Origin of the sequence: Pseudomonas sp. SG20056 (genome assembly GCF_031764535.1) — a bacterium.
GTDB lineage: Bacteria > Pseudomonadota > Gammaproteobacteria > Pseudomonadales > Pseudomonadaceae > Aquipseudomonas.
In genome coordinates, this window is record NZ_CP134499.1 from 319,351 (window position 1) to 344,865 (window position 25,515).

Below are 25,515 nucleotides of genomic sequence, written 5' to 3' on the forward strand. Positions count from 1 at the left end.
TCAGAGTGGCGGTTATGCAATAAGTGGGCAAGCTCGCCGATATGGGTCAATACTCAAATCGTTCGGCATCGCCCTGGAGTAATGGTGTCGCCCGCTTGCGCCCTGCATGGACGGCCGCGCTTTAGTCCCTGGAGATATCCTGATGCTGGCTCAATTGACGGTAAGGGCGAGGTTGTTGCTATTGGCGGTGGTGCCGCTGCTGGTGCTGATTGTGGTCATCAGCATGGCGCTGTCCAATGCCAGCAAACTGAATGACAGTTTTGATGAATTGTTTACCGATCGTATGCGGCCGATCAGCCAGCTCAAGGTGGTGTCCGATGCCTATGCGGTGGCGATGGTCGATGCGCTGCATAAGTACCGTGCCGGGGTGTTCGATGAGTCCGCGTTGCGTAAGGCATTCAGCGATGCCCGCAGCCGCGGTGACAAAGCCTGGGCCGAGTACATCGCCACGCGCCTGACCAGCGATGAAAGTAGCCGGGTCGAGCGCACCAAGCCGCACCTGCTGCGGGTGCAGCAATTGGCCGATCAGTATCTCGGGCAGCTCGGCGGCGGCCAGTTGCTGGCCGCCGAGGCCGGCCCGTTCAACCGCACCCTGTATGACACCTTTGATCCGCTGGGTGGCGAGTTGGAAGGTTTGATCAGTCTGCAGCTGAGCGAAGGCGAGCGGCTTAACGTTGAGACTACGGCGCAGTACCAGATGATCCGCAACACCTTTGTGCTGATCGGTGCTGTGGCGCTAGTGCTGGTGCTGGTGGCCGCGTTGTTGATCAGTCTGTCGATCATTCGTCCGCTGGCGGGGCTGCGCAGCCTGATCAGTGAAGTGCAGGAATCTTCCAATCTGACCCTGCGTGCCGACGCCCGTGGTCGCGATGAGGTGTCCGATACCGCGCGCGCCTTCAATACCATGCTTGAGCACCAGCAGGCGCTGATTCGTCATTTGACCGATACCTCCACCCAGCTGGCCGCCGCGTCCGAGGAGATGAGCGCGATCAGCGCCCAGGTCAGCCAGGCTGCCACGGCCCAGGGCGACCAGACCAATATGGTTGCCACCGCCGTACATCAGATGAGCGTGGCCGTGCAGGAGGTGGCGCGCAATGCGCAGTCCACCGCCACGAATGCGGCGGACGCAAACAAGGAGGCGCGTCAGGGCAGCGAGTTGGTGCAGTCCAACCTCAAGTCGATTCAGGGATTGTCGGTGTCGGTGGAAAAAGCCGGCGAGGTGATCGACACCCTGCACAGCCAAAGCGATGAAATCAGCAAGGTGCTAGGGGTGATCCAGAGCATTGCTGAGCAGACCAACCTGCTCGCGCTCAACGCGGCGATCGAAGCTGCGCGCGCCGGTGAGGCGGGGCGCGGCTTTGCCGTGGTGGCTGATGAGGTGCGCAGTCTGGCGAGTAATACGCAGAAGGCCACCGAGTCGATCCGCAGCATGATCGATGCCCTGCAGGGCGGTGCGCGCAGTGCGGTCAGCGCCATGCAGCTCTCGCGCGAGCAGGCGCAAAACAGCGTCAGCCATGCCCGTGAAGCGGGTGAGGTGCTCAATCATATTGCCCATGCCATTGAGGGTATTGCCGACGGCAACGTACAGATTTCCGCTGCCACCGAGCAGCAGACGGCAGTAGCCAATGAGATCAGCCAGAACATCAGCAGCCTCAACGACAGTATTGGCGAAGTGGTTAATGGCGCTGAACAGAGCTCGATTGCCAGTCGCGATCTGGCGCAACTGGCCACAGGTTTGCAGCAACAGATTCAGCGCTTCAGGGCTTAGCGATGAGCTAGGCACTGCTCCAGCGCGGCTTGCCAGGTCGGCAGTTGAACCTGCCAATCCTGCTGCAAACGGTTGCAGTCCAGGCGCGAATTAAGTGGGCGCTGTGCGGGGGTTGGATAGGCGCTGCTGGGTATGGGGTGCAGCGCCGCCACGGTTTTGCCTTGGCTGTGCAGGTGCGTAGCAATCGCGCGGGCAAAACCGAACCAGCTGGTTTCGCCCTGTGCGGTCAGGTGATACACGCCCCACGGGCCGGCATGTCTGCTGCGCCACTGCTCGATCAGCTGTGCTGTGGTCTGGGCAATAGTGCCGGCCCAGGTTGGTGCGCCGATCTGGTCGTCCACCACGGACAGGCTTTCGCGCTCCTGCAGCAGGCGTTGCATGGTCAGCAGAAAGTTTTTGCCGTACTGCGAGTAGACCCAGCTGGTGCGCAGAATCAGATGCATGCCGCCCACGGCCTGAATCGCCTGCTCCCCGGCCAGCTTGCTACGCCCGTATACGCTCAGCGGGTTGGTGGCGTCGTTCTCGCAGTAAGGCACAGCATGGTTGCCATCGAATACGTAATCGGTGGAGTAATGGATCAGCAGAGCGCCTAGCTCGGTAGCGGCCTCGGCGAGGATGCCCGGGGCCGTGGCATTGATCGCGAAGGCCAGCTCCGGCTCGCTCTCGGCCTGATCCACCGCGGTGTGCGCGGCGGCATTGATGATCAACTCGGGGTGCAAGCGTTGAACCTGCTGGCGAATCAGTTCGGGCTTAGCCAGATCCAGCTGCTCACGCCCCAGTACTGTCAGCTCGCCTGCGCCTTGCAGGGTACGCTGTAGTTCCTGGCTGACTTGGCCATGCTGGCCGAGCAAGAGAATCTTCACGGGAAGACCTGCGCATCGACGAAGCTGAGACCGGCCTGATCCTTGGCCGATAGCTGCGGTGCGCCATCCAATGGCCAGTCGATGGCCAGTGTCGGGTCATCCCAGCGGATGCAGCGCTCATGCTCGGGGGCATAGTAGTCGGTGGTTTTGTAGAGAAATTCGGCGAATTCGCTGAGTACTACAAAGCCATGGGCAAAACCTTCAGGTACCCACAATTGCCGGTTGTTTTCGGCGGAAAGGTGCACGCCGACCCAGCGGCCGAAGGTTGGCGAGCTGCGGCGTAGATCCACTGCTACGTCATAAACTTCGCCCGCGGTGACCCGCACCAGTTTGCCCTGCGCTTGCTGCACCTGGTAATGCAGGCCGCGCAGTACGCCACGTTGCGAGCGTGAATGGTTGTCCTGGACGAACTCGCGCTGCAGGCCGGTGGCCTCGGCAAAGCTGCGGGCGTTGAAACTTTCGAAGAAAAACCCGCGCTGATCGCCGAACACCTTGGGTTCGAGAATGATTACGTCGGGTATTTCGGTGTTAACCGCTTGCATGGTCAGTCCTCGGCCAGCTTGAACAGGTACTGGCCGTAGCCGGTTTTGCCAAAGGCTTTGGCTTGGGCCAGCAGTTGCTGGCGATCAATCCAGCCCTGCTGATAGGCGATTTCTTCCAGGCAGGCGACTTTCAGGCCCTGGCGGTGTTCGATGGTCTGCACGTATTGCGAGGCGTCCAGCAGGCTGTCGTGGGTGCCGGTATCGAGCCAGGCGAAGCCGCGGCCGAAACGCTCGACCCGCAGATCGCCACGTTGCAGATAGGCATTGTTCACGTCGGTGATTTCCAGCTCGCCGCGTGCCGAGGGTTTGACCGCCTTGGCGATTTCGACCACGTCGTTGTCGTAGAAGTACAGGCCGGTCACTGCATAGCTGGACTTCGGCACTGCCGGTTTTTCCTCGATGGAGATGGCCTTGCCCTGAGCGTCGAACTCAACCACGCCAAAGCGCTGAGGATCATTGACCCAGTAACCGAAGACGGTAGCGCCCGAGGGTTCGGCTGCAGCACGCAGGAGTTTCTCGGTGAAGTGCTGGCCATGGAAGATATTGTCGCCAAGGATCAGGCACACCGAGTCCTTGCCAATAAAGTCTTCGCCCAGCACAAAGGCCTGGGCCAGGCCGTCGGGTGAGGGCTGTTCGGTGTAGTCGAAACGCACGCCAAACTGGCTGCCATCACCGAGCATCTTGCGGAAATTCGGCAAGTCCTGCGGGGTGGAGATAATCAGAATTTCGCGCACACCCGCGAGCATCAGCACCGAGATCGGGTAGTAGATCATCGGCTTGTCATAGATCGGCAGCAGTTGCTTGGACACGCCCAAGGTAATCGGATGTAGGCGGCTGCCGGAGCCGCCGGCGAGAATGATGCCTTTCATTGTGCTGCTCCTTAAAGTGCGCCGAGACGCTCGCGTTGGTAACTGCCATCCTGTACGCGGCGGCACCAGTCGAGGTTGTCTAGGTACCAGAGTACGGTTTTGCGCAGGCCACTGGTGAAGGTCTCGGCGGGTTTCCAGCCCAGCTCGCGTTCGATCTTGCTGGCATCGATGGCGTAGCGCAGGTCATGCCCCGGGCGGTCGCTGACGAAACTGATCTGCTCTTTGTATGAGCCGTTCTGGCGGGGGGACAGCTCGTCCAATAACGTGCAGATACTCTCCACTACATGCAGGTTCTTCTGCTCGTTGTGCCCGCCGATATTGTAGGTTTCACCGACCTTGCCCTCGCTCACCACCTTTAACAGCGCGCGGGCATGGTCTTCCACATACAGCCAGTCGCGTACCTGTTGGCCATTGCCGTAAACCGGGAGTGGCTTGCCATCCAGGGCATTGAGGATCACCAGCGGGATCAGTTTTTCCGGGAAGTGGTAAGGGCCGTAATTGTTCGAGCAGTTGGTAATCAGCACTGGCAGGCCATAGGTGCGTTGCCAGGCACGCACCAGATGATCCGATGCGGCCTTGCTCGCCGAGTAGGGCGAGCTGGGTGCGTAGGCCGTGGCTTCGGTGAACAGATCATCTACACCGTGCAGGTCGCCATACACTTCATCGGTCGAGATATGGTGAAAGCGAAACGCGGCTTTGCGTGCCGGCTCCAGCTGCATCCAATAGCTGCGCGTGGCTTCGAGCAGCGCATAGGTGCCGACGATATTGGTCTGGATAAACGCCGCCGGGCCGTCGATGGAGCGATCGACATGCGACTCGGCCGCCAGGTGCATGATCGCATCCGGCTGAAATTCAGCCAGTGTCTTGCTGACGGTAGCGCTGTCGGCAATATCCGCCTGCACAAAGCGATAGTGCGGATGATCAGCAACACTGGCCAGCGATTCGAGATTGCCGGCATAGGTCAGCTTGTCGAGGTTGAGCACCTGATGTTCGGTGTGATTCAGCAGATGGCGAATCAGCGCCGAACCGATAAAGCCGGCGCCGCCGGTGATAAGGATGTGCACGGACCTATACCTTCCTTTTTATATGCTCGGTGAACATTGCTGGGCAGTGTTACAAGCCGTGCAGGATGGGGCAAGTGCAGTATTTTTCGGCAAAAAAAAGCCCCGCATCGCTGCGGGGCTTTCTTTATATGGTGCCGGCACCAGGAATCGAACCCGGGACCTACTGATTACAAGTCAGTTGCTCTACCAGCTGAGCTATACCGGCCTTTGAGGGTCGCCATTATATCCATTCATTTGGCTGAGTAAAGCCGTCTGAGCGTAGTTCTGTGCAGGCATTGTTATCAGCAGCCAAATCGTTATGCACATAAGCAGGGCATCTGGCACGAGCGTGCGCAGACTTTGTGGGCTGGTTCGCGGTATTGGCTAAGTGTCTGTTTTTACAAACTATATTTTCAGATTAAAAAATGCGCAGCTTGGCAATGTTCAGCTGGGGCGGGCATTTGCGCGGTTTGCTCAGATTCTGTCAACAGAGTTATCCACAGATGCTGTGGGCAAGTTTTGCTGGCGTTCTGCCAGCAGTAGGAGGTTTCTCGGGCTCTGTTGGCGGCTGCAAAAGGTGCCAAGGCGCACGGTGTAGCCGTGTTCCTGCAAGTAGAGGGCGCGGTCGAGCAGTAGCCAGAGTTCCATTGGGCGGCGGAATAGTCCGCGCAGCAGTTCCAGATTGCGCACCTCGGCCAGGCGTTGCCAGCCTTGTTGTTCGAGCTGTTTCCAGTCTTGTTTCGCGGGGGTGGGCAGCTGTTTAAGTGCGGCGAGGTCGTGGCAGTAATTGGCAAACGATTTGTCGAGCCAGGCTGGCGGCAGGGATGGCGTTGGCAAGTACTCGTCGATGCCACGCAGTTGGCGCTGTAACAGATCGAAGGCCAGACGCCAGGCCATGGATTGATCGCGCTGCCGGCGAACGCGGGCGCCTGCAGTGACGGTTTCGCTCAGGGGTAGGCCGAGATCGTCGATAGACAGTTGCAGTGATGAGGCCTGGGCGCTTGCCGAAAGTGGCTTATAGGTCGCTGTGCTGATGCGGTTGTAGCAGCAGGGCGCCACGGCCACGTGCTGGCAGCCGGCCTGGCTGGCCAGTTGCAGCAGGCGCGTATGCAGTTCGCCGCAGGCATGCAGCGCCACGGGGGTGTGCTGCGCCTGCAGTTGCTTCGCGGCGTCGGCGGCCAGCACATCCTGCTCGATATGCTGCGCGGCGATGCCGAGTTTGTGGCTGAGCTGTTGGCCACTGCTGACTAGTTGTGGGTTGTATTCCAGGCAAGTCAGGCTGCCGCCGCCGTGTGCAAGCATCCGGCCGAGGTGGCCCTTGCCGGCGCACCAGTCTAGCCAGTGTTGCGGTGTTTGGCTGAAGCGCAGGCTGCGGGCGAAGGCGTCGATCTGTTGCCACTTGCGCCCCGGCACATCTGCGCTAAAGCGCGTTGGCAATACCGTCGCGGGTGACTGTGGCAGTTCACCGAGCTGGCTTAGTTCGTCAGCCTGAGCGGCCAGTTGCGGGAAGGGCGCAGGTGCTTGCAGCAGGTGCGGCTGGTTATGCGCGGCTTCGGCATGCTCCAGGCTTTGTGCTCGGAGCCAGGCGGCCAGTTGTGGGTGCCCGGCTTCCCAGGGCAATGCCGGGTAATGCACAAAGGGCCGTGGTCGCCACAGCGCCTGGTGTTCGATAAGAAAACTGTCGAGTGCTTGAAAACGCTGCAGCAAGGCAGCGCCTTGCAGGATCTGGGCGGGAGTGGTGGTTGGCATGATGGCGGTGCCTGAGGGGGCGAGCCCTCAGGAATCAGCGGCCCTGGCAAGCGTCGACGCGCAGCCAGCGTTCCAGCAGCTTGAAGCCGCGCACCAGCAGGAAGGCGATCAGCAGGTAGAACATGCCCGCAGCAAAGAAGATCTCTACCGGCAGATAGGTGCGGGCGATGATGGTGCGGGCCATGCCGGTGAGTTCCAGCAGGGTCACGGTGCTGGCCAGGGCGCTGGCCTTGAGCATCAGGATCACTTCGTTACTGTAGGCCGGTAAGCCGATACGCGCGGCGCGTGGCAGGACGATATAGAACATGGTCTTGGCGCGCGACATGCCCAGCGCGCGAGCGGCTTCGATCTCGCCCGGTGGCACAGCCTGAATCGCCCCGCGTAGAATTTCGGCGATATAGGCGGCGGTGTGCATGGTCATGGTCAGCACCGCACACCAGTACGGGGAGCGCAGATAGGGCCAGAGCGGGCCTTCGCGCACTGCATCGAACTGCGCCAGGCCGTAATAGACCAGGAACAGTTGCACCAGCAGTGGTGTGCCACGGAAGAAGAAGATGTAGCCGTAGGGCAGGGCGCGCACATACCAGTGCCGCGAGGCGCGAGCGATGCCCATCGGCAGGGCGAGAATCAGCCCGGCGAGAACCGCGATAGCCACCAGCTCCAGGGTCAACAAGGCGCCTTCAGACAGGCGCGGCAGCCACTTGATGATCACGTCCCAGTTGAGGGCGGTTAGGCCGCCCCACAGCGCATAAGCAATAAGCGCAATGGCAACCGACCAGGCTGCTATTTCAGAGATCTTTCTCATGACGCGCTCCTGACAAAGCCACGGCTGGAGCGTTTTTCAAGGAAGTGCATGCCGATCATCGCCAGCACGGTCAGGCCTAGGTAGATAAAGGCCGCCACCATATAAAAGGTGAAGGGCTCCTTGCTGGCGGTCACGGCGATTTGCGAGCGGCGCATGATTTCTTCCAGGCCGATCACCGAGACCAGTGCGGTGTCCTTCATCAGAATCATAAACAGGTTGCCCAGGCCAGGCAGGGCGATGCGCCACATCTGCGGCAGGATCAGGCGCCAGAAGATTCGCGGCTTGGACATGCCCAAGGCTTGGCCGGCTTCGCGGTGACCTTTGGGGATGGCCAGGATCGCGCCGCGAAACACTTCGGTTGCGTATGCGCCGAAACAGATGCCGAGGGCAATGGTGCCGGCGGCGAAGGCGTTCAGCTCAAGGCTTTCGATGCCGAGCAGGTCCGCCAGGTTGCGCATCAGCTGCACGGTGCCGAAATAGATCAGCAACACCCAGAGCAGCTCGGGAATCCCGCGCACGATGGTCGAGTAAGTACCGCCAAGCCATTGCAGCGGCTTGTACGGGGAAGTCTTGGCGAGGGCGCCGAGCAAACCGAGCACCAGACCCAGGCAGAGCGCGCTGAGCGCCAGCTTGATGGTCATCAGGGTGCCAGCAGCCAGGGCCGGGCCGAATCCGTAGAGGTCGAAATTCATAGGGGCTCAGAAGCCTGCGCCGCCCGGGCGGGCGACGCAGTGCCGGCAGCTTAGTAGATGCTGAACGGGAAGTACTTGTCGTTGATCTTCTTGTAGGTGCCATCGGCCACGATCTCGGCCAGTGCGGCGTTCAGCTTCTCGCGCAGGGCGTCGCCCTTGCGTACGGCGATGCCGATCTTGTCATTGTCGAATACCGGGTCGCCCTTGAATTCGAAGCTCTTGCCAGCGTCGCTCTTCAGCCATTCCCAGTTTACGAAGGTGTCAGCCAGCACGCCATCGAGGCGGCCCGAGGCCAGGTCGAGGTAGGCGTTTTCCTGGGTGTCGTACAGCTTGATATCGACCACACCATTGAGGTTGTCTTCCAGCCAGGTGCCGGCGATGGTAGCGCGCTGGGCGCCAATCACTTTGCCTTTCAGGCTGGCTTTGTCAGTCTTGAAGTCGCCGCCTTTTGGCGCGATGAACTGCAGCTTGTTGGTGTAGTAAGGCTCGGTGAAATCAACCGCGGCCTTGCGCTCTTCGGTGATCGACATGGAGGCGATCAGGAAGTCGAATTTCTTCGCGTTCAGCGCCGGGATGATGCCGTCCCAGTCGGAGGTGACCACTTCGCACTCAGCCTTCATCTTGGCGCACAGGGCCTGGCCGATTTCCACGTCAAAACCGCCGACCTGACCGCTGGCGTCAATCAGGTTGAATGGCGGGTAAGCGCCTTCGGTACCCAGTTTCAGCTTGTCCGCTGCGACGGCGCTGGTGCCGAAGGCCAGGGTGGCGACAGCGGCCAGCAGGATATTCTTGTAGTTCTGCATGCGTAGTTGCTCCGTGTTTTAGTGATTGCTGGACATGAATTGTTTGCAGCGCGCCGAGTTCGGGTTGTCGAATACCTGCTCCGGGGAGCCCTGTTCTTCAACCAGGCCCTGGTGCAGAAACACCACCTCGCTGGACACCTGACGGGCAAAGCCCATTTCATGTGTTACCAGCAGCATGGTGCGGCCTTCTTCGGCGAGTGCGCGGATCACATTAAGCACTTCTTGTACCATCTCCGGGTCGAGGGCCGAAGTGGGCTCATCGAACAGGATGACTTTCGGCTGCATGGCCAGGGTGCGGGCAATCGCCGCGCGCTGTTGCTGGCCGCCGGAAAGCTGATTCGGGTAAACGTGGCGCTTGTCGGCGATGCCGACCTTGGCCAGCAGCGCCTCGGCCACCTCGATGGCCTCGGCCTTGCTTTGCCCCAGCACGCGGCGCGGCGCCTCGATAATGTTGTCGAGCACGCTCATATGCGGCCATAGATTGAAATTCTGAAAGACAAAGCCGATCTCGCTGCGCAAGCGATTGATCTGGCGATTGTCGGCGGCGACCAGCTCGCCATTCTTCGCAGGCTTCAGCTTGAGTTCTTCGCCGGCGACGATGATCTGCCCCTTGTGCGGGTTTTCCAGCAGGTTGATGCAGCGCAGAAAGGTCGATTTGCCGGAACCGGAAGAGCCGAGGATGGAAATCACATCGCCGTCGCGAGCGGTGAGGGAGATGCCCTTGAGCACCTCAAGGTCGCCGTAGCGTTTATGCAGGTCGCGTATTTCCAGCGCGGGCGTGGCCTCGGCCATGGAGTGTCCTCTTATTCTTCGGTTGCGCTCAGGCGTTGCGTGGCCTTCCTGGCGAGGCGTCAAGCTAGCATAGCGTTTCGCTGACCGCCAAGCCGTTTACCGGCCTGGGAGCGCTCACTCGGTCACGCTGTCGCTTGGCTGCAGTTGGCTGTCGCGCGTGCACAATTTCACTGGGGTTAGAAGCTGTTGCTCGGTAAATCACAGGCATGAAAAAACCCCAAGGAATTTAACTTCGCTTGGGGTTTCTCGGTATTCATGGTGCCCAGGGACGGAATCGAACCGCCGACACGGGGATTTTCAATCCCCTGCTCTACCGACTGAGCTACCTGGGCCAACGGGGCGCTATTAGACGGATTTGAAGGGTGGGTGTCAAGCGTGAGTTTGAAAAATATTTAATTATTACGGGCGCTTAGGTTCGGGCGAGCATTGCGTGGGGCGGGTGAAGGTACGCCCCGTCTGCCCGTTTACTCGCTGGGTGGCACATAACCTTCGGCCTGGGCGTATTCCTCGCCGGAGAGGAATTTGTCCATTTCAGCCTGGAGGAACTTGCGGTCTTCGGCGTTCATCATGTTCAGGCGGCGTTCGTTGATCAGCAGGGTCTGGTGCTTCTGCCATTCGTCCCAGGCTTGCTTGGAAACGTTGTTGAAGATGTCCTCACCTTTGGCGCCCGGATACGGTGGGCGGTCCAGGCCGGGGAGTTCCTGCTTGTGTTTGCGGCACTGTACGGTGCGGGTCATGGTGTTTCTCCAGTGATCGGGGTTGCGAGTGCATCGGCCGCGCGCTTCAGTAGTTTTTTTACCGGGGCGGCGAGGCCCAGGCGTGGCGGGGTGGCGAGGTTATACCAGAGCCAGTCAGCCTCGGCCACGGCAGCCGGCGCGGCGTCGACCTGGATCAGCCAGGGTTCGATGGCCAGCTGGAAGTGGCTGAAGGTATGAGTCAGGCCGCTCAGTTCGCGCTGTGCGCCGAGCTGCAGGCTGTGGTGGCTGGCCAGTGTGGCGATGGCCGTTTCTTCGTCCAACTCCGGCAAACTCCATAGGCCGCCCCAGAGGCCGCTGGACGGGCGGCGGTAGAGCAGCACCTCGCCGTTGCGGTTGGCGAAGATCGGCATCAGTGTGCGTTTCTGCGGCAGCGCCTTGCGTGGCTTGGGGATTGGGTAGCGGATTTCCAGGCCGAGCAGGTGCGCCTGGCAGCCACTTTTCAGCGGGCATAACAGGCAGCTGGGTTTGCTGCGGGTACACAGGGTGGCGCCCAGATCCATCATCGCCTGGGTGTAGTGGTTGACCCGGGCGTGCGGGGTAAAACGCTCGGCCACATCCCACAGCTGTTTCGCCACCTTTGGTTCGCCCGGATAGCCTTCCTGGGCCACGTAGCGCGCCAGTACGCGTTTGACGTTGCCGTCGAGGATCGGCGCACGCAGGCCCATGCTCAGGCTGGCGATGGCGCCGGCGGTGGAGCGGCCGATGCCGGGAAGTTCGGTGAGCTGCTCGACATCGCGGGGGAATTCGCCGGCATGTTCGCGCATCACGATCTGCGCGGTTTTCTGCAGATTGCGCGCGCGGGTGTAGTAGCCGAGGCCCGTCCACAGGTGTAGCACTTCATCTTCCGGTGCTGCGGCCAGGTCATTCACCGTGGGCAATGCGGCCATAAAGCGGTCGAAGTAGCCGAGCACGGTGCTGACCTGGGTCTGCTGCAGCATGATCTCGGATACCCACACGCGGTAAGGCGTGATGCCCTGTTGCCAGGGCAGGTCCTTGCGTCCGTGGCTGTCGTACCAATTCAGTACCGCGCCAGAAAATTGCTCGGGGCTCATCGGTTGAACAGGCCCTTGAGCGCGTCTTTCAGTTCGGGGCTGACTTTATCACCGAGTTTCTCTTCGATTTTTTCGCTGAGCTTGTTGCCGGCGAGTTTGGCGGCGACTTTACCCAGGCCGTCCTGATCCAGGCGGCAGGCCTTGCCGCCCATTTCCAGCGGGCCGCGGCAGCGCACCGGCCATTCGATGCCGACATAGCGCTCGTTGACCTGGCAGGCCGGGTCGGGCATTTCGCGCTGATCACCGACAACGGTGATGCCGACACGGTAGTCGAGGCCGAGGATGCGCAGGTCCAGGTCGCCCTTGCCGCTGACGGCCAGGCCCGGAATGACGGCCTTGAGGTCGGGGTTGTGCGCCACACCGTTGCGCAGGATCAGGCTGCCTTGCAGGGTCTCGAAGGGCGTGTCCTTGCCGCGCGGGTCGCTGCTCAGGGATTTGCGGTTGAGCGTGGCGATGCCACGGCACAGCTGCTGTTCCAGATTGGCGTCGACCAGTACGCCGTCATTCAGCATGAAGCTGGCGTCGCCTGTCAGGCCATCAACCCAGGCGCGCTGGCTGTTGCCGCTGGTGGTCAGGTTGGCGTTGAAGTCCAGCAGGCCTTTGACGGGTGATGGTTGGTCGGGCTTTTTCAGGAATGGCTCAACCGGGATGCTGCTGAGATTCTTCTGCACGCTGAGCAGCGGCACTGCTGGGCGTACATCGATGCTGGCCTTGGCATTGAAGCTGCCGTTGCCGATAGTGCCGCGCACATCCTGCAGGGTCAGCAGGCCGCCTTTGCTTTGCGCCTTGGCGCTGAAGTTACTGATCACCTGCTGCTGGGCGGTGAGTTGATCGAGACCGAGGTCGAGCTGTACGTCGAGCTTGCGCAGCGTCTCTATCGGCAGCACTTCGCTGCTGCTCCAGGCGTGCTGGGTCGGTGCGTCGGGCAGCGGTGTGCTGCCGCTCTGCCCGGCACTGGCGACGCTGGCCTTGACCTCGGCCTTGCGAGCGGCGCCGGCATCCTGGGTGTCCTTGGATGGCGCCGGCAGGTAACGGTCGAGGTTCAGTTGGTCACCCTTGAGCTGCACGCGCAGGGTCTGTTTGGCGAAGTCGGCTACCGCCAGTTGCCCGCTGAAGTGGCTGTCATCCAGGGTCAGCTTGAGGTCTTCAAGAGTCAGGCTGTTGTCGGTGCCGCTGAGGCGGGTGACCAATTCGAACTGGCTGAGGGTCTTGTCATCGTTCATCGGTGGCAGTTTCTGGCCGATGGTGGCGAGGAACTCGCGCAGGTTGAGTGGGGCGATGGACAGGCCTCCACTGAGTTTTGGCTGCTTATCGAGGTCGCGGACTTTCAACTCGCCGAGGGCGCGCAACTGGTTGCCGGAGAGTTTCAGGCCGTTCCATTCAGCAACTTGAGCGGCCAGATCAACCAAAAGCTGGCCCTGTGCCGAGTAGGTCAGGGTCTGGCCGTCGAAAGGCTCGCCGGAGACCTCCCCGGAAAACTTGGCGTCTTCCAGCTGATAGCGCTTGAGAGCGCGGTCGAAGCGCAGTTCGCCTTGCAGCTCGCTACGGGCGCGCAGTACCGGTTTGTTGAGGCCGAAGAAGGCGCTGAGTTTGACCGGGATGCCAGCACCTTCACGGATCGCCCCGGTGGTCAGCTGGATGCTTTCGGCGCTGAATTGCTGGCCTTTCTGCGCGTCGTGGTAATCGATGCGCGCGCTGTTGACGATCAGGCTGTCGATATCCAGTTTCAGCGGCTGGCTGCTTTCGCCTGGCTCGATGGCTGGGCTTTCGGTCTCTGCGCTGTCTGTGCTCGCTGCTGGTGCGTCGGTTGTTGCGGTCGCGGCGTTGGCCGGTTTGCCGACATCTTCCCAGTTGCTGCGGCCTTTCTCGTCGCGCTGCAGGTTGAGGTTGAGGCCATCAATGCGGATATCGCTCATCTGCACTTCTTTGCGCAGCAGCGGCAGCACGCGCACCGACAGGCCTAGTAGGCGCAGATCGGCGAACGGTTTGTCCGGGGTGCTGGGGCTGGCGAGGGTGGCGTCGGTCAGCTCCAGGCCGAGCCAGGGGAACAGGCTCCAGCCGATATCGCCCTTGAGGGTCAGCTCCAGATTGGCCTTGTCGCGGGCCAGTTGGCGGATTTCGTCTTTGTAATCGTTGGGATCGAACAGGTGGGTGAGGGCAAAGCCCAGCGCCACGATGATCAGCAAGAGCCCGAGAAAAAACAGGCCGAGAATTTTGCCGAGCGCTTTCATGTGCGAATCCTTGTTTCGAAACTGGATGGTGAAGAGCAGCAATTCAAGCCGGCGAGTATAGCGCCAGCGTTTTTACCTTGACCGCCGACAGTCCCGTTTACACGGTGATTTTGCAAGCGGCTTTTACAGGGCCTGCGCCACGCGCTCGGCAATCGCCAGGCTGGCGGTGAGGCCGGGCGACTCGATGCCGAACAGGTTGACCAGGCCTGGCATGCCGTGATCATTGGGCGTTTGGATAATGAAGTCGCCGGCCGGTTCCCCGGGTCCTGCGAGTTTTGGCCGGATGCCGCTATAGCCCGGTACCAGGCGCGCGCTGTCGATAGCGGGGAAGTAGCGGCGGATGGCATCGGCGAACGGCTCGCGCAGGCTTTCTTCGACCTGATAGTCGATCTGTGTGAGGTAGTGGGTGTCAGGGCCGAAACGCAGTTGGCCGCCGAGATCCAAGGTGGCGTGTATGCCAAGGCCAGCGGTGTTGGCTTCCGGCATCGGATAAATCAGGTGCTGGAACGGCGAGCGGCCGCTGTAGCTGAAATAGCGGCCCTGGCACAGATGCAGCGGTGGCACGTTTTGCAGGCCTTGGGTTTGCCTGGCCAGTTGCTGGGCGAACAGCCCGCCGGCATTGATCACCCGCTGAGCTTTCAGCTGGAACGGCTCGCCGTTGCTCTGGCCGTGGGCTATCCAGCCATCGCCGTCCGCTTCGAGCTGTTCGACGCGGGTGTGCAGAACCAGCTGCGCGCCGCGCTGCTCGGCTGCGGCCAGCAGCGATTGCAGGTAGGCGTGGCTGTCGATAATCCCGGTGCTGGGCGAGAGCAGGGCGCAAACGCCGCGCACGGCGGGTTCCAGGGCATTCAGTTGGGGCTGTTCGATGGCCTGTAGGTCATGCACGCCGCACGCTTGGGCGTTGCGCTGCAACTGTTCGAGCTTGGCGATTTCTGTGCTTTCCACGGCTACCAGCAGTTTGCCCAGCCGGCGGTGCGCCACCTGATGGCTGCTGCACCAGGCATACAGGCGTTCGCGACCTTCCAGGCACAGTTCTGCCTTGAGCGAGCCGGGCGCGTAGTAGATGCCGGCGTGGATCACCTCGGAGTTGCGGCTGGAGGTGTGGCTGCCGACCAGGCTTTCCGCCTCGACTATCAAGCTGATCTGCCCAGGCTTGCTCAGGCGCGCGGCGCAGGCCAGGCCGAGGGCGCCGGCGCCAATAATCAGGGTGTCGATACTGTCCATGTGCGTTCCGTTGGTTGTCTGACGTGGGGCTATGCGGTCGATAGCGGTGCCTCTGATCGCCGCTGGTAGCCGCCTGGGTGGATGCCCGCCTATAATGCCAGCCTTTTTCCGTGGGCAATTTCTGGAGCTGGTGATGGCCGAACGTACGGCATCCGTCGAGCGCAATACCCTGGAGACCCAGATCAAGGTCTCGATCAACCTGGATGGGACTGGCAAGGCCAAGTTCGATATTGGCGTGCCGTTCCTTGAGCACATGCTCGATCAGATCGCCCGTCACGGCCTGATCGACCTGGATATCCAGTGCAAGGGCGACCTGCATATCGATGACCACCACACCGTCGAAGACGTCGGCATCACTCTTGGCCAGGCCTTTACTCAGGCCATCGGCGACAAGAAGGGCATGACCCGTTACGGCCACTCCTACGTGCCGCTGGATGAAGCGCTGTCGCGCGTGGTGATCGACTTCTCCGGTCGTCCGGGCCTGCAGATGCACGTGCCGTTCACCCGCGCCGTGGTGGGCGGTTTCGATGTGGACCTGTTCCAGGAGTTCTTCCAGGGCTTCGTCAATCACGCCCTAGTGTCGCTGCATATCGACAACCTGCGTGGCACCAACACCCACCACCAGATTGAAACCGTGTTCAAAGCCTTCGGCCGCGCGTTGCGCATGGCCGTGACGCTGGATGAGCGCATGGCCGGGCAAATGCCGTCGACCAAGGGCTGCCTGTAAATGCAGACGGTTGCAGTAATCGACTACGGCATGGGCAACCTGCATTCGGTGGCCAAAGCCCTGGAGCACGTGGGGGCTGGCAAGGTGCTGGTGACCAGCGATGCCCAGGTGATTCGCGAAGCCGACCGGGTGGTATTTCCCGGCGTTGGCGCGATCCGCGATTGCATGGCCGAGATCAAGCGCCTGGGCTTCGACAGCCTGGTGCGGGAAGTCAGCGCGGATCGGCCGTTTCTCGGCATCTGCGTGGGTATGCAGGCGCTGCTGGAACGTAGCGAAGAGAACGATGGCGTCGACTGCATCGGCCTGTTCCCTGGCCAGGTGCGTTTCTTCGGCAAGGACATGGTCGAAGACGGCGAGCCGCTGAAGGTGCCGCACATGGGCTGGAACGAGGTGGCACAGTCGGTCAAGCACCCGCTGTGGCACAACATTCCGGACCTGGCGCGCTTCTACTTTGTGCACAGTTATTACATCGAGGCCGGTAACCCCAAGCAGGTGGTCGGTCGCGGTCACTACGGCAAGGATTTCGCCGCGGCGCTGGCTGAAGGTTCGCGCTTTGCCGTGCAGTTCCACCCGGAAAAGAGCCACACCCACGGCCTGCAGCTGCTGCAGAACTTCGTCGCCTGGGATGGCCGCTGGTAAATGAGCCGGGGCAAGGCGAAACCGCCGATCATGACCTTGAGTGCCGAGCAGGAGCGTGAAGCCTGCCTGGTGCTCAAGCGTTTTATGGCCGAGCGCTTCGAGCTGGAGCTGGGCAGTTTCGAGGCCGCCGAGGTGCTCGAACTGTTTGCCCGCGAGATTGCACCGCACTACTACAACCGGGCGATTTTCGATGTGCAGACTCACCTGAAAGAACGGTTCGAGAGCATCGAAAGCGACCTCTGGGCGCTCGAAAAGAGCTGACCCACCGAATTCACACGACTTGAGCAGGTTCAACCGATGCTGATTATCCCCGCTATCGATCTGAAGGACGGCGCCTGCGTGCGCTTGCGCCAGGGCCGCATGGAAGACTCCACGGTGTTTTCCGATGACCCGGTGAGCATGGCTGCCAAGTGGGTTGAGGGCGGCTGCCGTCGTCTGCACCTGGTTGACCTCAATGGCGCCTTCGAAGGTCAGCCGGTCAACGGCGAAGTGGTTACTGCTATCGCCAAGCGTTACCCGACCCTGCCGATCCAGATCGGCGGCGGCATCCGTACCCTGGAAACCATCGAGCACTACGTACGCGCCGGCGTCAGCTACGTGATCATCGGCACCAAGGCGGTAAAAGATCCGCAGTTCGTCACCGATGCCTGCAAGGCTTTCCCGGGCAAGGTGATCGTCGGCCTGGACGCCAAAGATGGTTTCGTTGCCACCGACGGTTGGGCGGAAGTCTCGACGGTGCAAGCCACTGACCTGGCCAAGCGTTTCGAGGCTGATGGTGTGTCGGCCATCGTTTATACCGACATCGCCAAAGACGGCATGATGCAAGGCTGCAACGTTGAAGCCACCGCTGCCCTGGCCGCTGCCAGCCGCATTCCGGTGATCGCCTCCGGCGGTATCCACAACTTGGGTGATATCGAGAAGCTGCTGCTGGCGCGTTCGCCCGGCATTATCGGCGCGATTACCGGCCGTGCGATCTATGAAGGCACCCTGGATGTCGCCGAAGCGCAAGCCTTCTGCGACTCCTACAAGGCCTAAAACGTAGGATGGGTTAGTCGCATAGCGGCGATACCCATCACCAACCACCAGATTGATGGGTATCGCTGCGCTCGACGGAACACCGCGCGACCCATTCGACGAGAGCACTGCTATGGCACTGGCTAAACGCATTATCCCCTGCCTCGACGTGGACAACGGCCGCGTGGTCAAGGGCGTGCAGTTCGAGAACATCCGCGACGCCGGTGATCCGGTGGAAATCGCCCGCCGTTACGACGAGCAGGGCGCAGATGAGATTACCTTTCTCGATATCACCGCCAGCGTCGATGGCCGCGACACCACGCTGCACACTGTCGAGCGCATGGCCAGTCAGGTATTTATTCCGCTGACCGTTGGTGGCGGCGTGCGTACTGTGCAGGACATCCGCAACCTGCTGAATGCCGGCGCAGACAAAGTCTCGATCAACACTGCCGCAGTGTTTACCCCGGAGTTTGTCGGCGAGGCTGCTTCGCGCTTCGGCTCGCAGTGCATCGTCGTCGCCATCGATGCGAAGAAAGTCTCGAAACCGGGTGAAACCCCGCGTTGGGAAATCTTCACCCACGGCGGTCGCAAGCCCACCGGCCTGGATGCGGTGCTCTGGGCGAAAAAGATGGAAGACCTCGGTGCCGGCGAAATCCTGCTGACCAGCATGGATCAGGACGGCGTGAAGAGCGGCTACGACCTTGGCGTAACCCGTGCGATCAGCGAAATGGTCGGTATCCCGGTGATTGCCTCCGGTGGCGTCGGTAATCTGCAGCACTTGGCCGACGGCATTATCGAAGGCAAGGCTGCCGCCGTACTGGCGGCGAGTATCTTCCACTTCGGTGAGTACACCGTGCCGGAAGCCAAGGCCTATATGGCCGCTCGCGGCATCGTAGTGCGCTAAACCCCGCTGGTCGGCAGCCCTGCCGGCCACTGCTGCGGGCGAGTCGACAGCAAAATGTCGACTGGCCCGCTAAAATCAGAATGTTTGCGTTCGGGTCGATGCTTTGGGCATCCCTGTGAACGCTCCTCTTTCTAATAAATGGTTTTTCCATACACGGAGTTCTTATGTCCGCTATCCGGCTATTCACCGCGGTTTGGCTGTTGTGTGCCGTCAGTCTGGCCCGTGCGGAGCCTCTGGTTCTGCTTACTGAAAACCTGCCGCCGTTCAGCATGGCAGCCAATGGTGGCAACTTTGCCAAAGATGCTGATGTACAGGGCATCAGCAGCGACACGGTGCGGGCGCTGTGCAGCAAGGCGCAGCTTGAGTGCCAGATGATCCTGCGCTTCCCGTGGGATCGTCAGTACAAGCAGGCATTAGAGAACAAAGGGTATGGGGTGTTTTCCACGATTCGTACGCCGGATCGTGAATCGTTGTTCAAGTGGGTTGGGCCGATTGCCGTGAGCGACTGGGTGTTGCTGGCCAAGGCTGATAGCAGCATTACGTTGAACAGCCTGGATCAGGCCGGTGCCTACAAAATCGGCGGTTATCGCAATGATGCGATTTCACAGTTTCTGATCGACCGTGGCGTGACGGTACAAACCAGCCTGCAGGACAAGGAAAACCTCAACAAGCTGGAGAAGGGCGTGATCGACCTGTGGGCCACCGATGAAGTCGGCGGGCGCTACATGGCTAAGCAGTCGCCACTGGGTGCGCTCAAGGTGGTACATCGCTTTAACAGTGCTGACCTCTACTTGGCGCTGAATAAAGAGACACCCGATGATGTGGTGCAGAAGTTGCAAAAAGCGTTGGACGATATGCGCGCTCAAGGTGGATTGACCGCTATCAAAGACGGTTATCTTTAACCCGCTGCTGTCGATCCCCTCGGCAAACCTGGGCTGGGCTTAGCCGGACGTGCTGGGTATGCTTGCATGCTCAGCCCAACTATCGATGTGAGACATCATGTTTAAACACTTACTAGCCGCCCTTGCCGGCACAGTTATGGTGCTTGCGGGCAGTGCTCGGGCCGAAATTGACCCGAACTACCGCATGGTTCTACTGACCGAGAATTTCCCGCCTTACAACATGGCGATCAACGGCAAGAACTTCGCTCAGGAAGACAATATTGACGGCATTGCCGTGGACATCATCCGTGAGATGTTCAAACGTGCCGGCATCCAATACAACATGACTCTGCGTTTCCCTTGGGATCGCATCTACAAGCTGGCGCTGGAAAAGCCTGGCTATGGCGTGTTTGTTGCGGCGCGTTTGCCGGAGCGTGAGGCGCTGTTCAAGTGGGTTGGCCCGATTGGTCCGGATGACTGGGTGCTGCTCGGCAAGGCCGATAGCAGTATTACGCTGAACAGCCTGGACGACGCCAAACAGTACAAGGTTGGCGCTTACAAGGGCGACGCGATTGCCGAGCACTTGGTGGAAAAAGGTCTGGAGCCGATTACCGCTCTGCGCGACACGGAAAACGCCAAGAAACTGATGGCCGGTCAGATTGATCTGTGGGCTACCGGCGACCCCGCCGGTCGCTACCTGGCCAAGCAGGAAGGCATCTCCGGGCTGAAAACCATTCTGCGTTTCGATAGTGCAGAGTTGTATCTGGCGCTGAATAAAGAAGTGCCGGATGAAGTTGTGCAGAAGCTGCAAGCCGAGCTGGACAAGATGCGCAGCGAAGGTTTTGTCGACGATATTCTGAACAACTACCTGTAATACGCAAAACCAGTGGGCCGGTCACAAACCGGCCCGCGGCCATGGATGGTTGACGCCACGTACCATACGTCGCCGGGCACCCGCCCGAGCAAGGATGCCGCTAGCCATAATCACAATTCATGCGAGCGGAATGACCTATGTTGAAAACCCTGAAAGCCAGCCTGTTGTTCGGGCTTGTTCTGAGTGCCTGTGCTGCCCGTGCAGAGCTTCCAGCCGATTACAAAGTGGTGTTGCTGACCGAGAACTTCCCGCCGTTCAACATGGCGGTGGATGACAAGAACTTTGCCCGTGATGACGGTATCGACGGCATCAGTGCCGAGATTGTCCGTGCGATGTTCAAGCGTGCCGGCATCAACTACACGCTGACCCTGCGCTTCCCTTGGGACCGCTTGTACCGCCTGACCCTGGACAAACCCAACTACGGCCTGTTCTCCACCACGTTCACTGCTGAACGTCAGCCTCTGTTCAAGTGGGTGGGGCCATTGGCTAAAACCGGTTGGGTACTGCTGGCGGCTCCAGGTAATAACGTCAGTGTCGCTAGCCTCAAAGATGCAGCGCAGTATCAAATTGGTGCCTACAAAAATGACGCGGTTAGCCAGCATCTGGAAAGCCAGGGGCTGAGTCCGGTCAATGCGCTGCGTGATCAGGAGAACATCAAGAAGCTGCTCAGCGGCAAGATCGACCTGTGGGCTACCACTGATCCCGTGGGACGCTACCTGGCCAAGCAGGAAGGTGTCAGCGGCCTGAATACCGCGCTGCGCTTTAACGAGGCTGAGCTGTACCTGGCGCTTAACAAGGACACCCCGGATGAGGTGGTGCAGCGTCTGCAGAAAGCATTGGATGAACTGCGCGCCGAAGGCTTTATTGATGAGATGACCAATAACTACCTGTAGTCTCAGGCGTTATTAAAAAGCCCGACCTTGATTACTCAAGGTCGGGCTTTTTTAGTGCTGTGCCTCTACAGCTGAAGCCTAGTCGCCGCGGGTGACGCTCAGGCCCTTGAGCAGGTTGAGGGCTTGGCTGAGCTGGTAGTCGTCATCCTGTGGGCGTGCCGGTGCGCTGGTCTTGCCTTTGCTTGGCTTATCGGCGCCGCCGTTGCCATTGCCCAGGTGACCTTGCAGGTCGGCTTCCTTGATGGTTTCGTCGCCCTGTTCGCGGGTCAGCTTGGCGCGCGCCACTTCGATGTCCGGCACGATGCCTTGAGCCTGAATCGAGCGGCCGTTAGGCGTGAAGTACAACGCCGTGGTGAGCTTAAGGGCGCGATCATTGTTCAGTGGCAGCACGGTCTGTACCGAGCCCTTGCCGAAGCTATCAGTACCCATCAGCACGCCACGCTTGTGATCCTGCAGGGCGCCAGCGACGATTTCGGAGGCCGAGGCGCTGCCGCCGTTGATCAGCACGACCAGGGGCACGCCTTCGCTGGCGTCGGCCGGGTCGGCATTGAAGCGCAGTTCGGAGTTGGCGATGCGTCCTTCGGTGTAGACGATCAGGCCTTTCTTGAGGAAGTGATCGGTGACTTCCACGGCTGCCTGCAGCACGCCGCCAGGGTTGTTACGCAAGTCGAGCACCAGACCGCGCAGCTTCTTGCCGTTTTCCTTGCGCAGTTTGGCCAGGGCCTTGCCGACTTCTTCGCCGCTGTTGACCTGGAACTGGGTGATGCGTATGTAGCCGTAGCCATCGTCAAGCAGCTGGCTCTTCACGCTCCTGACCTTGATCACGGCGCGTGTCAGTTCAACATCGAAGGGCTTGCCGCCTTCACGCACCAAGGTCAGTTCGATGTCACTGCCAGCTTTGCCGCGCATCTTCTCCACGGCTTCCATCAGCGATAGGCCCTTGGTTGGCTGGCCGTCGATCTTCACGATCAGGTCGCCTGGCTGGATGCCGGCCGCAGAGGCAGGGGTGTCATCAATCGGCGAGACCACCTTGAGGAAGCCATCCTCGGTGCCGAGCTCAATGCCCAGTCCGCCGAATTCGCCGCTGGTGCTCTCCTGCAAGTCGCGGAAGGCTTCCGGCTCCAGGTAGGCCGAGTGCGGGTCAAGGTTGCTGAGCATGCCCTTGATCGCGTTTTCCAGCAGGGTCTTGTCGCTGACCGGCTCGACATAGGCGGACTTGATGCGATCCATCACCTCGGCAAAGGTGCGCAGGTCGTCCAGCGGCAGTGGCGCGCTGTCGTTGGCGGTGGCCGGTGCTTCGGCTGGCGCGGCAAAGGCGGCAGTGCTACCTAGCAGGGTAACGGCCAGCGCGAGGGCGGTGAGGCGGAACAGATGCGGCATGTCGAACTTACTCCTGTCCTGAATCGGTAATCGCAACACTTATCCTTGTGCGCGGCACCATTGAGCGGGGTCGATCGGGCGGCCCTGCTGGCGAATTGCGAAATACAGTGCTGAGGTTTCCTGGCCACCGCTGTTGCCAACGGTGGCGATGGCTTCGCCAGCTTTGACCACATCCCCGGCGTCTTTGAGCAGGCTCTGGTTATGCCCGTAGAGGCTCAGGTAGCCGTTGCCATGGTCGAGAATGACCAGAAGCCCGGCTCCACGCAACCAGTCGGCAAACACCACGCGCCCGCCATGCACGGCATGCACCTGGCTGCCAGCGGAAGCGCCGATCAGCACACCGTCCCATTTGGTGCGAGCATCGCCGCCGCGGGGGGTGCCGTAGCGGGCCACTAGGCGACCATTGACCGGCCAGGGCAGTTTGCCGCGCGCTTTGGCAAATGGGCCGCCGAAGCTGGCGCCAGAACTTACCAGTGGACCTGTCGGTACGGAATTAGTGCTGTTGCGCGATTGTTCACGTTCGGCGAGCAGGGCTTGTTGGCGCGCGGCTTCAGCTTCACGGGCCTGGCGGGCAAGGGTTTCTTCGATGGTTTTCAGCACGCGGGCCAGGTTGGCTTGTTCCTGCTGGCGGGCCTTGAGCTTCTGGTCGCGCGCCGAGAATTCCTTGTTCAGCTTGGTCAGGGCCAACTGACGCTCCTTTCGTACGCTGGCGAGCTGTTCGCGGCGACCATCCAGGGCACTTTTCTGCTCCAGTAACTGGTTCTGCTGGTTGGCGATGTCCATTTCGACATTGGCCAGCTGGCGCAGGGTTTCATTGAAGGTCGCAAGTTGTTCCATGCGCGCTTCGCTGAGGTAGTCGTAGTAGGTCAGGGTGCGTGAGAACTTTTCTGGGTTCTGCTGGTTGAGGAGCAGCTTGACGTACTCCTGGCGCCCGCTCTGGTAAGCGGCGCGGGCCTGGATGCCGATCAGGCGTTGCTGTTCAAGGCGCGCGCCCTCAAGTTTTTTTTTCTCGGTACCGAGGCGCTGGATTTCCTCTTCGCTTTTTTTCAGGTCCTGCTGCAGGCCTTTGACCTGCTTCTCCAGCTGGCCCATCTCGCTTTCGGTTTTCTTCAGGTCTTTCTGCACGCCGGATTTTTCCTGCTGCAGCTTTTCCAGCAGTTGCTTCAGCTCGGCGACATCGGCGCGCGCGGCATCCAGTTGCTTCTGCGCATCGCTCTTCTCGTCGGCGATCGCAGGCGTCAGCAGGAGGGTCAGGAAAATAAGGGCGAGGGCACGAAACATGGGGCGGGCAGCACCTGAATTAAGAACGCGCCTAGTATGCCTAAAAAATGGCCGGGAGCCATGGTTAACGTCACGTTGCGACGGCCCGCAGGCCAGGCATTGCACCTGGCTGCGGGCAGTTGCTTAGTTCAGCTCAACGATGCTGGTGCCGGTCATTTCCGTGGGTACTGGCAAACCCATCAGAGTCAGCAGGGTCGGGGCTACGTCGGCCAGTACACCGCCTGAACGGATTGTCGCCGGGCGTTTGCCAACGTAGATAAAGGGCACGGGCTCGCAGGTATGTGCGGTGTGCGCCTGGCCGGTGCTTTCATCCGCCATCTGCTCGACGTTGCCGTGATCGGCGGTGATCAGCGCTTCGCCGCCGACTTTATCCAGCGCGGCGACGATGCGGCCGACGCAGCCGTCCAGGCATTCCACGGCGGCCACGGCAGCGGAAAACACGCCGGTGTGGCCGACCATGTCGCCGTTGGCGTAGTTGACGACGATCACGTCATAACGCTGGTTTTCGATGGCATCGACGATCTTGTCGGTGACTTCCGGTGCGCTCATCTGCGGCTGCAGGTCATAGGTGGCGACGTTCGGTGACGGGATCAGGATGCGCTCTTCACCGGCGAAGGGTTCTTCACGGCCGCCGGAGAAGAAGAAGGTGACGTGGGCATATTTTTCGGTTTCGGCGATGCGCAGTTGGGTCTTGCCGTTATTCGCCAGGTATTCGCCGAGCACGTTGGTCAGGGCTTCCGGCTTGTAGGCGCTGGGCGTCGGGATGCTTGCGGCGTACTGGGTGAGCATGACGAAGCCGGCCAGTTGCGGCACGCGCGTGCGCTCGAACTCTTTGAAGCCCGGCTCGACAAAGGCGCGGGTCAGTTCGCGTGCGCGGTCGGCGCGGAAGTTCATAAAGACTACGGCGTCGCCGTCTTCCATCCGCACGGGCTCGCCAATGGTGGTGGCTTTGACGAATTCATCGCTTTCGCCACGCTCGTAGGCAGCATTCAGGCCTTCCACGGCAGTAGCTGCGTTGAACTGGCCGTTACCGTCGACCAGCAACCCGTAGGCCTGCTCGACGCGGTCCCAGCGGTTGTCGCGATCCATCGCGAAATAACGGCCGCTGAGGCTGGCGATGCGGCCCTTGCCGAGTTTGGCGAAGGTGGCGTCAAGCAGTTCAATGGACGACTGTGCGCTTTTCGGTGGGGTGTCACGGCCGTCGAGGAAGGCGTGCAGGTAGATTTTTTCGGCACCGCGCTGAGCGGCGAGTTCGGCCATGGCCACCAGATGGTCCTGGTGGCTGTGCACGCCACCATCGGAGAGCAGCCCGAGGATATGCACGGCTTTGCCAGCGCTGACGGCTTTATCGACGGCAGTGGTGATGGTTGGGTTGGTGAAGAACTCGCCATCGCGAATGGCTTTGGTTACTCGGGTGAAGTCTTGATACACCACGCGGCCGGCACCGAGGTTCATGTGGCCGACCTCGGAATTGCCCATTTGCCCGTCTGGCAGGCCGACATCCATGCCTGAACCCGAGATCAGGCCGTGGGGCTGGGTGGCGCGCAGGTGGTCGTAGACCGGCGTGTTGGCGGCCATGATGGCGTTGGATTCGGGGCTGTCACTGTGGCCGAAGCCATCGAGGATGATCAGTACCAGGGGTTTGGGCGTGGCGCTCATAAAGCTGGTTCGCTCTGGGTCGATGGGCGGGAAACAAGGCTGGGCATTTTACGGCCAAGTGTGGAAAACGTC

General features: G+C 60.7%; 25 protein-coding genes and 2 tRNA genes. 9 read left to right on the top strand and 18 right to left on the bottom strand.

Annotated elements, in window-relative coordinates; all coding sequences use genetic code 11:
* The first annotated feature begins 142 nt into the window (after window positions 1-142).
* A complete protein-coding gene (locus tag RHP75_RS01525) occupies window positions 143-1,768 on the top strand; it encodes a methyl-accepting chemotaxis protein (RefSeq protein WP_311090161.1) in 1,626 nt (541 codons plus the stop codon).
* Here RHP75_RS01525 and rfbD read toward each other — a convergent pair.
* From rfbD to RHP75_RS01600, 15 genes are all read right to left on the bottom strand, one after another.
* Entirely contained in the window at window positions 1,765-2,631 is an 867-nt protein-coding gene (rfbD, locus tag RHP75_RS01530) for a dTDP-4-dehydrorhamnose reductase (RefSeq protein WP_311090162.1), read from the bottom strand. The two genes, RHP75_RS01525 and rfbD, sit on opposite strands and share 4 nt — an antisense overlap.
* Window positions 2,628-3,173 carry a dTDP-4-dehydrorhamnose 3,5-epimerase gene (gene rfbC, locus RHP75_RS01535; protein WP_311090163.1) on the bottom strand — a complete coding sequence of 182 codons (546 nt, stop codon included), beginning with the start codon at window positions 3,171-3,173 and terminating at the stop codon, window positions 2,628-2,630. The genes rfbD and rfbC overlap by 4 nt, the downstream gene beginning before the upstream one ends.
* A gap of 2 nt (window positions 3,174-3,175) precedes the next feature.
* Window positions 3,176-4,042 (bottom strand): glucose-1-phosphate thymidylyltransferase RfbA, encoded by an 867-nt coding sequence (rfbA, locus tag RHP75_RS01540; RefSeq protein WP_311090164.1) that lies wholly within the window; start codon window positions 4,040-4,042, stop codon window positions 3,176-3,178.
* An 11-nt stretch (window positions 4,043-4,053) separates the two neighbouring features.
* On the bottom strand, window positions 4,054-5,106 hold the full coding sequence (gene rfbB / locus RHP75_RS01545) for a dTDP-glucose 4,6-dehydratase (protein WP_311090165.1): 1,053 nt from the start codon (window positions 5,104-5,106) through the stop codon (window positions 4,054-4,056).
* 129 nt (window positions 5,107-5,235) lie between these two features.
* Window positions 5,236-5,311, bottom strand: a tRNA-Thr gene (locus RHP75_RS01550).
* Between the two features lie 248 nt (window positions 5,312-5,559).
* On the bottom strand, window positions 5,560-6,834 hold the full coding sequence (locus tag RHP75_RS01555; RefSeq protein ID WP_311090166.1) for a methyltransferase: 1,275 nt from the start codon (window positions 6,832-6,834) through the stop codon (window positions 5,560-5,562).
* Window positions 6,835-6,868: 34 nt separating this feature from the next.
* Window positions 6,869-7,639 (bottom strand): ABC transporter permease, encoded by a 771-nt coding sequence (locus RHP75_RS01560; protein ID WP_311090167.1) that lies wholly within the window; start codon window positions 7,637-7,639, stop codon window positions 6,869-6,871.
* On the bottom strand, window positions 7,636-8,331 hold the full coding sequence (locus RHP75_RS01565; protein WP_090254729.1) for an ABC transporter permease: 696 nt from the start codon (window positions 8,329-8,331) through the stop codon (window positions 7,636-7,638). Before RHP75_RS01565 ends, RHP75_RS01560 begins: the two co-directional genes overlap by 4 nt.
* A gap of 50 nt (window positions 8,332-8,381) precedes the next feature.
* Window positions 8,382-9,134 carry an ABC transporter substrate-binding protein gene (locus tag RHP75_RS01570; RefSeq protein ID WP_311090168.1) on the bottom strand — a complete coding sequence of 251 codons (753 nt, stop codon included), beginning with the start codon at window positions 9,132-9,134 and terminating at the stop codon, window positions 8,382-8,384.
* An 18-nt stretch (window positions 9,135-9,152) separates the two neighbouring features.
* Window positions 9,153-9,926 (bottom strand): ABC transporter ATP-binding protein, encoded by a 774-nt coding sequence (locus RHP75_RS01575; RefSeq protein WP_311090169.1) that lies wholly within the window; start codon window positions 9,924-9,926, stop codon window positions 9,153-9,155.
* 256 nt (window positions 9,927-10,182) lie between these two features.
* Window positions 10,183-10,258, bottom strand: a tRNA-Phe gene (locus tag RHP75_RS01580).
* Window positions 10,259-10,390: 132 nt separating this feature from the next.
* Window positions 10,391-10,663 carry an oxidative damage protection protein gene (locus tag RHP75_RS01585; RefSeq protein ID WP_090379491.1) on the bottom strand — a complete coding sequence of 91 codons (273 nt, stop codon included), beginning with the start codon at window positions 10,661-10,663 and terminating at the stop codon, window positions 10,391-10,393.
* Window positions 10,660-11,736: an A/G-specific adenine glycosylase gene (mutY, locus tag RHP75_RS01590; RefSeq protein WP_311090170.1), complete on the bottom strand. Its 1,077-nt coding sequence runs from the start codon at window positions 11,734-11,736 to the stop codon at window positions 10,660-10,662. Before mutY ends, RHP75_RS01585 begins: the two co-directional genes overlap by 4 nt.
* Complete coding sequence (locus tag RHP75_RS01595) at window positions 11,733-13,967, bottom strand: AsmA family protein (protein WP_311090171.1); 2,235 nt, start codon at window positions 13,965-13,967, stop codon at window positions 11,733-11,735. Before RHP75_RS01595 ends, mutY begins: the two co-directional genes overlap by 4 nt.
* Before the next feature lie 123 nt (window positions 13,968-14,090).
* Window positions 14,091-15,191 carry an NAD(P)/FAD-dependent oxidoreductase gene (locus tag RHP75_RS01600; RefSeq protein WP_311090172.1) on the bottom strand — a complete coding sequence of 367 codons (1,101 nt, stop codon included), beginning with the start codon at window positions 15,189-15,191 and terminating at the stop codon, window positions 14,091-14,093.
* 133 nt (window positions 15,192-15,324) lie between these two features.
* On the opposite strand from RHP75_RS01600, the gene hisB reads away from it, so the two are divergent.
* The 8 genes from hisB to RHP75_RS01640 all read left to right on the top strand — a co-directional run bounded on the left by hisB (window position 15,325) and on the right by RHP75_RS01640 (window position 21,123).
* Entirely contained in the window at window positions 15,325-15,918 is a 594-nt protein-coding gene (gene hisB, locus RHP75_RS01605) for an imidazoleglycerol-phosphate dehydratase HisB (RefSeq protein WP_090255169.1), read from the top strand.
* Window positions 15,919-16,557 (top strand): imidazole glycerol phosphate synthase subunit HisH, encoded by a 639-nt coding sequence (gene hisH / locus RHP75_RS01610; protein ID WP_233685471.1) that lies wholly within the window; start codon window positions 15,919-15,921, stop codon window positions 16,555-16,557.
* On the top strand, window positions 16,558-16,818 hold the full coding sequence (locus RHP75_RS01615; RefSeq protein ID WP_311090173.1) for a DUF2164 domain-containing protein: 261 nt from the start codon (window positions 16,558-16,560) through the stop codon (window positions 16,816-16,818).
* Window positions 16,819-16,854: 36 nt separating this feature from the next.
* A complete protein-coding gene (gene hisA, locus RHP75_RS01620) occupies window positions 16,855-17,592 on the top strand; it encodes a 1-(5-phosphoribosyl)-5-[(5-phosphoribosylamino)methylideneamino]imidazole-4-carboxamide isomerase (protein WP_311090174.1) in 738 nt (245 codons plus the stop codon).
* A 112-nt stretch (window positions 17,593-17,704) separates the two neighbouring features.
* Window positions 17,705-18,475: an imidazole glycerol phosphate synthase subunit HisF gene (gene hisF / locus RHP75_RS01625; RefSeq protein WP_090379512.1), complete on the top strand. Its 771-nt coding sequence runs from the start codon at window positions 17,705-17,707 to the stop codon at window positions 18,473-18,475.
* Window positions 18,476-18,639: 164 nt separating this feature from the next.
* Complete coding sequence (locus RHP75_RS01630; protein WP_311090175.1) at window positions 18,640-19,377, top strand: ABC transporter substrate-binding protein; 738 nt, start codon at window positions 18,640-18,642, stop codon at window positions 19,375-19,377.
* Window positions 19,378-19,474: 97 nt separating this feature from the next.
* Window positions 19,475-20,230 carry an ABC transporter substrate-binding protein gene (locus tag RHP75_RS01635; protein WP_090254752.1) on the top strand — a complete coding sequence of 252 codons (756 nt, stop codon included), beginning with the start codon at window positions 19,475-19,477 and terminating at the stop codon, window positions 20,228-20,230.
* 137 nt (window positions 20,231-20,367) lie between these two features.
* Complete coding sequence (locus RHP75_RS01640) at window positions 20,368-21,123, top strand: ABC transporter substrate-binding protein (protein ID WP_160089766.1); 756 nt, start codon at window positions 20,368-20,370, stop codon at window positions 21,121-21,123.
* 78 nt (window positions 21,124-21,201) lie between these two features.
* Here the strand turns inward: RHP75_RS01640 and RHP75_RS01645 are convergent, their stop codons facing one another.
* The 3 genes from RHP75_RS01645 to gpmI form a co-directional block, all read right to left on the bottom strand.
* A complete protein-coding gene (locus RHP75_RS01645; RefSeq protein WP_311090176.1) occupies window positions 21,202-22,503 on the bottom strand; it encodes a S41 family peptidase in 1,302 nt (433 codons plus the stop codon).
* Between the two features lie 39 nt (window positions 22,504-22,542).
* Window positions 22,543-23,784 (bottom strand): murein hydrolase activator EnvC, encoded by a 1,242-nt coding sequence (locus RHP75_RS01650; protein WP_311090177.1) that lies wholly within the window; start codon window positions 23,782-23,784, stop codon window positions 22,543-22,545.
* Between the two features lie 123 nt (window positions 23,785-23,907).
* Window positions 23,908-25,443, bottom strand: coding sequence for a 2,3-bisphosphoglycerate-independent phosphoglycerate mutase (gpmI, locus tag RHP75_RS01655; RefSeq protein ID WP_311090178.1), 1,536 nt, complete (start codon window positions 25,441-25,443; stop codon window positions 23,908-23,910).
* Window positions 25,444-25,515 lie beyond the last annotated feature (72 nt).

Excerpts from the sequence above, each read along its gene's own strand:
- RHP75_RS01525 (WP_311090161.1), top strand. The coding sequence starts at position 143 with ATGCTGGCTCAATTGACGGTAAGGGCGAGGTTGTTGCTATTGGCGGTG.
- rfbC (WP_311090163.1), bottom strand. The coding sequence starts at position 3,173 with ATGCAAGCGGTTAACACCGAAATACCCGACGTAATCATTCTCGAACCC.
- rfbA (WP_311090164.1), bottom strand. The coding sequence starts at position 4,042 with ATGAAAGGCATCATTCTCGCCGGCGGCTCCGGCAGCCGCCTACATCCG.
- RHP75_RS01555 (WP_311090166.1), bottom strand. The coding sequence starts at position 6,834 with ATGCCAACCACCACTCCCGCCCAGATCCTGCAAGGCGCTGCCTTGCTG.
- RHP75_RS01560 (WP_311090167.1), bottom strand. The coding sequence starts at position 7,639 with ATGAGAAAGATCTCTGAAATAGCAGCCTGGTCGGTTGCCATTGCGCTT.
- RHP75_RS01565 (WP_090254729.1), bottom strand. The coding sequence starts at position 8,331 with ATGAATTTCGACCTCTACGGATTCGGCCCGGCCCTGGCTGCTGGCACC.
- RHP75_RS01570 (WP_311090168.1), bottom strand. The coding sequence starts at position 9,134 with ATGCAGAACTACAAGAATATCCTGCTGGCCGCTGTCGCCACCCTGGCC.
- RHP75_RS01575 (WP_311090169.1), bottom strand. The coding sequence starts at position 9,926 with ATGGCCGAGGCCACGCCCGCGCTGGAAATACGCGACCTGCATAAACGC.
- RHP75_RS01585 (WP_090379491.1), bottom strand. The coding sequence starts at position 10,663 with ATGACCCGCACCGTACAGTGCCGCAAACACAAGCAGGAACTCCCCGGC.
- mutY (WP_311090170.1), bottom strand. The coding sequence starts at position 11,736 with ATGAGCCCCGAGCAATTTTCTGGCGCGGTACTGAATTGGTACGACAGC.
- RHP75_RS01595 (WP_311090171.1), bottom strand. The coding sequence starts at position 13,967 with ATGAAAGCGCTCGGCAAAATTCTCGGCCTGTTTTTTCTCGGGCTCTTG.
- RHP75_RS01600 (WP_311090172.1), bottom strand. The coding sequence starts at position 15,191 with ATGGACAGTATCGACACCCTGATTATTGGCGCCGGCGCCCTCGGCCTG.
- hisB (WP_090255169.1), top strand. The coding sequence starts at position 15,325 with ATGGCCGAACGTACGGCATCCGTCGAGCGCAATACCCTGGAGACCCAG.
- hisH (WP_233685471.1), top strand. The coding sequence starts at position 15,919 with ATGCAGACGGTTGCAGTAATCGACTACGGCATGGGCAACCTGCATTCG.
- RHP75_RS01615 (WP_311090173.1), top strand. The coding sequence starts at position 16,558 with ATGAGCCGGGGCAAGGCGAAACCGCCGATCATGACCTTGAGTGCCGAG.
- hisA (WP_311090174.1), top strand. The coding sequence starts at position 16,855 with ATGCTGATTATCCCCGCTATCGATCTGAAGGACGGCGCCTGCGTGCGC.
- hisF (WP_090379512.1), top strand. The coding sequence starts at position 17,705 with ATGGCACTGGCTAAACGCATTATCCCCTGCCTCGACGTGGACAACGGC.
- RHP75_RS01630 (WP_311090175.1), top strand. The coding sequence starts at position 18,640 with ATGTCCGCTATCCGGCTATTCACCGCGGTTTGGCTGTTGTGTGCCGTC.
- RHP75_RS01635 (WP_090254752.1), top strand. The coding sequence starts at position 19,475 with ATGTTTAAACACTTACTAGCCGCCCTTGCCGGCACAGTTATGGTGCTT.
- RHP75_RS01640 (WP_160089766.1), top strand. The coding sequence starts at position 20,368 with ATGTTGAAAACCCTGAAAGCCAGCCTGTTGTTCGGGCTTGTTCTGAGT.
- RHP75_RS01645 (WP_311090176.1), bottom strand. The coding sequence starts at position 22,503 with ATGCCGCATCTGTTCCGCCTCACCGCCCTCGCGCTGGCCGTTACCCTG.
- RHP75_RS01650 (WP_311090177.1), bottom strand. The coding sequence starts at position 23,784 with ATGTTTCGTGCCCTCGCCCTTATTTTCCTGACCCTCCTGCTGACGCCT.
- gpmI (WP_311090178.1), bottom strand. The coding sequence starts at position 25,443 with ATGAGCGCCACGCCCAAACCCCTGGTACTGATCATCCTCGATGGCTTC.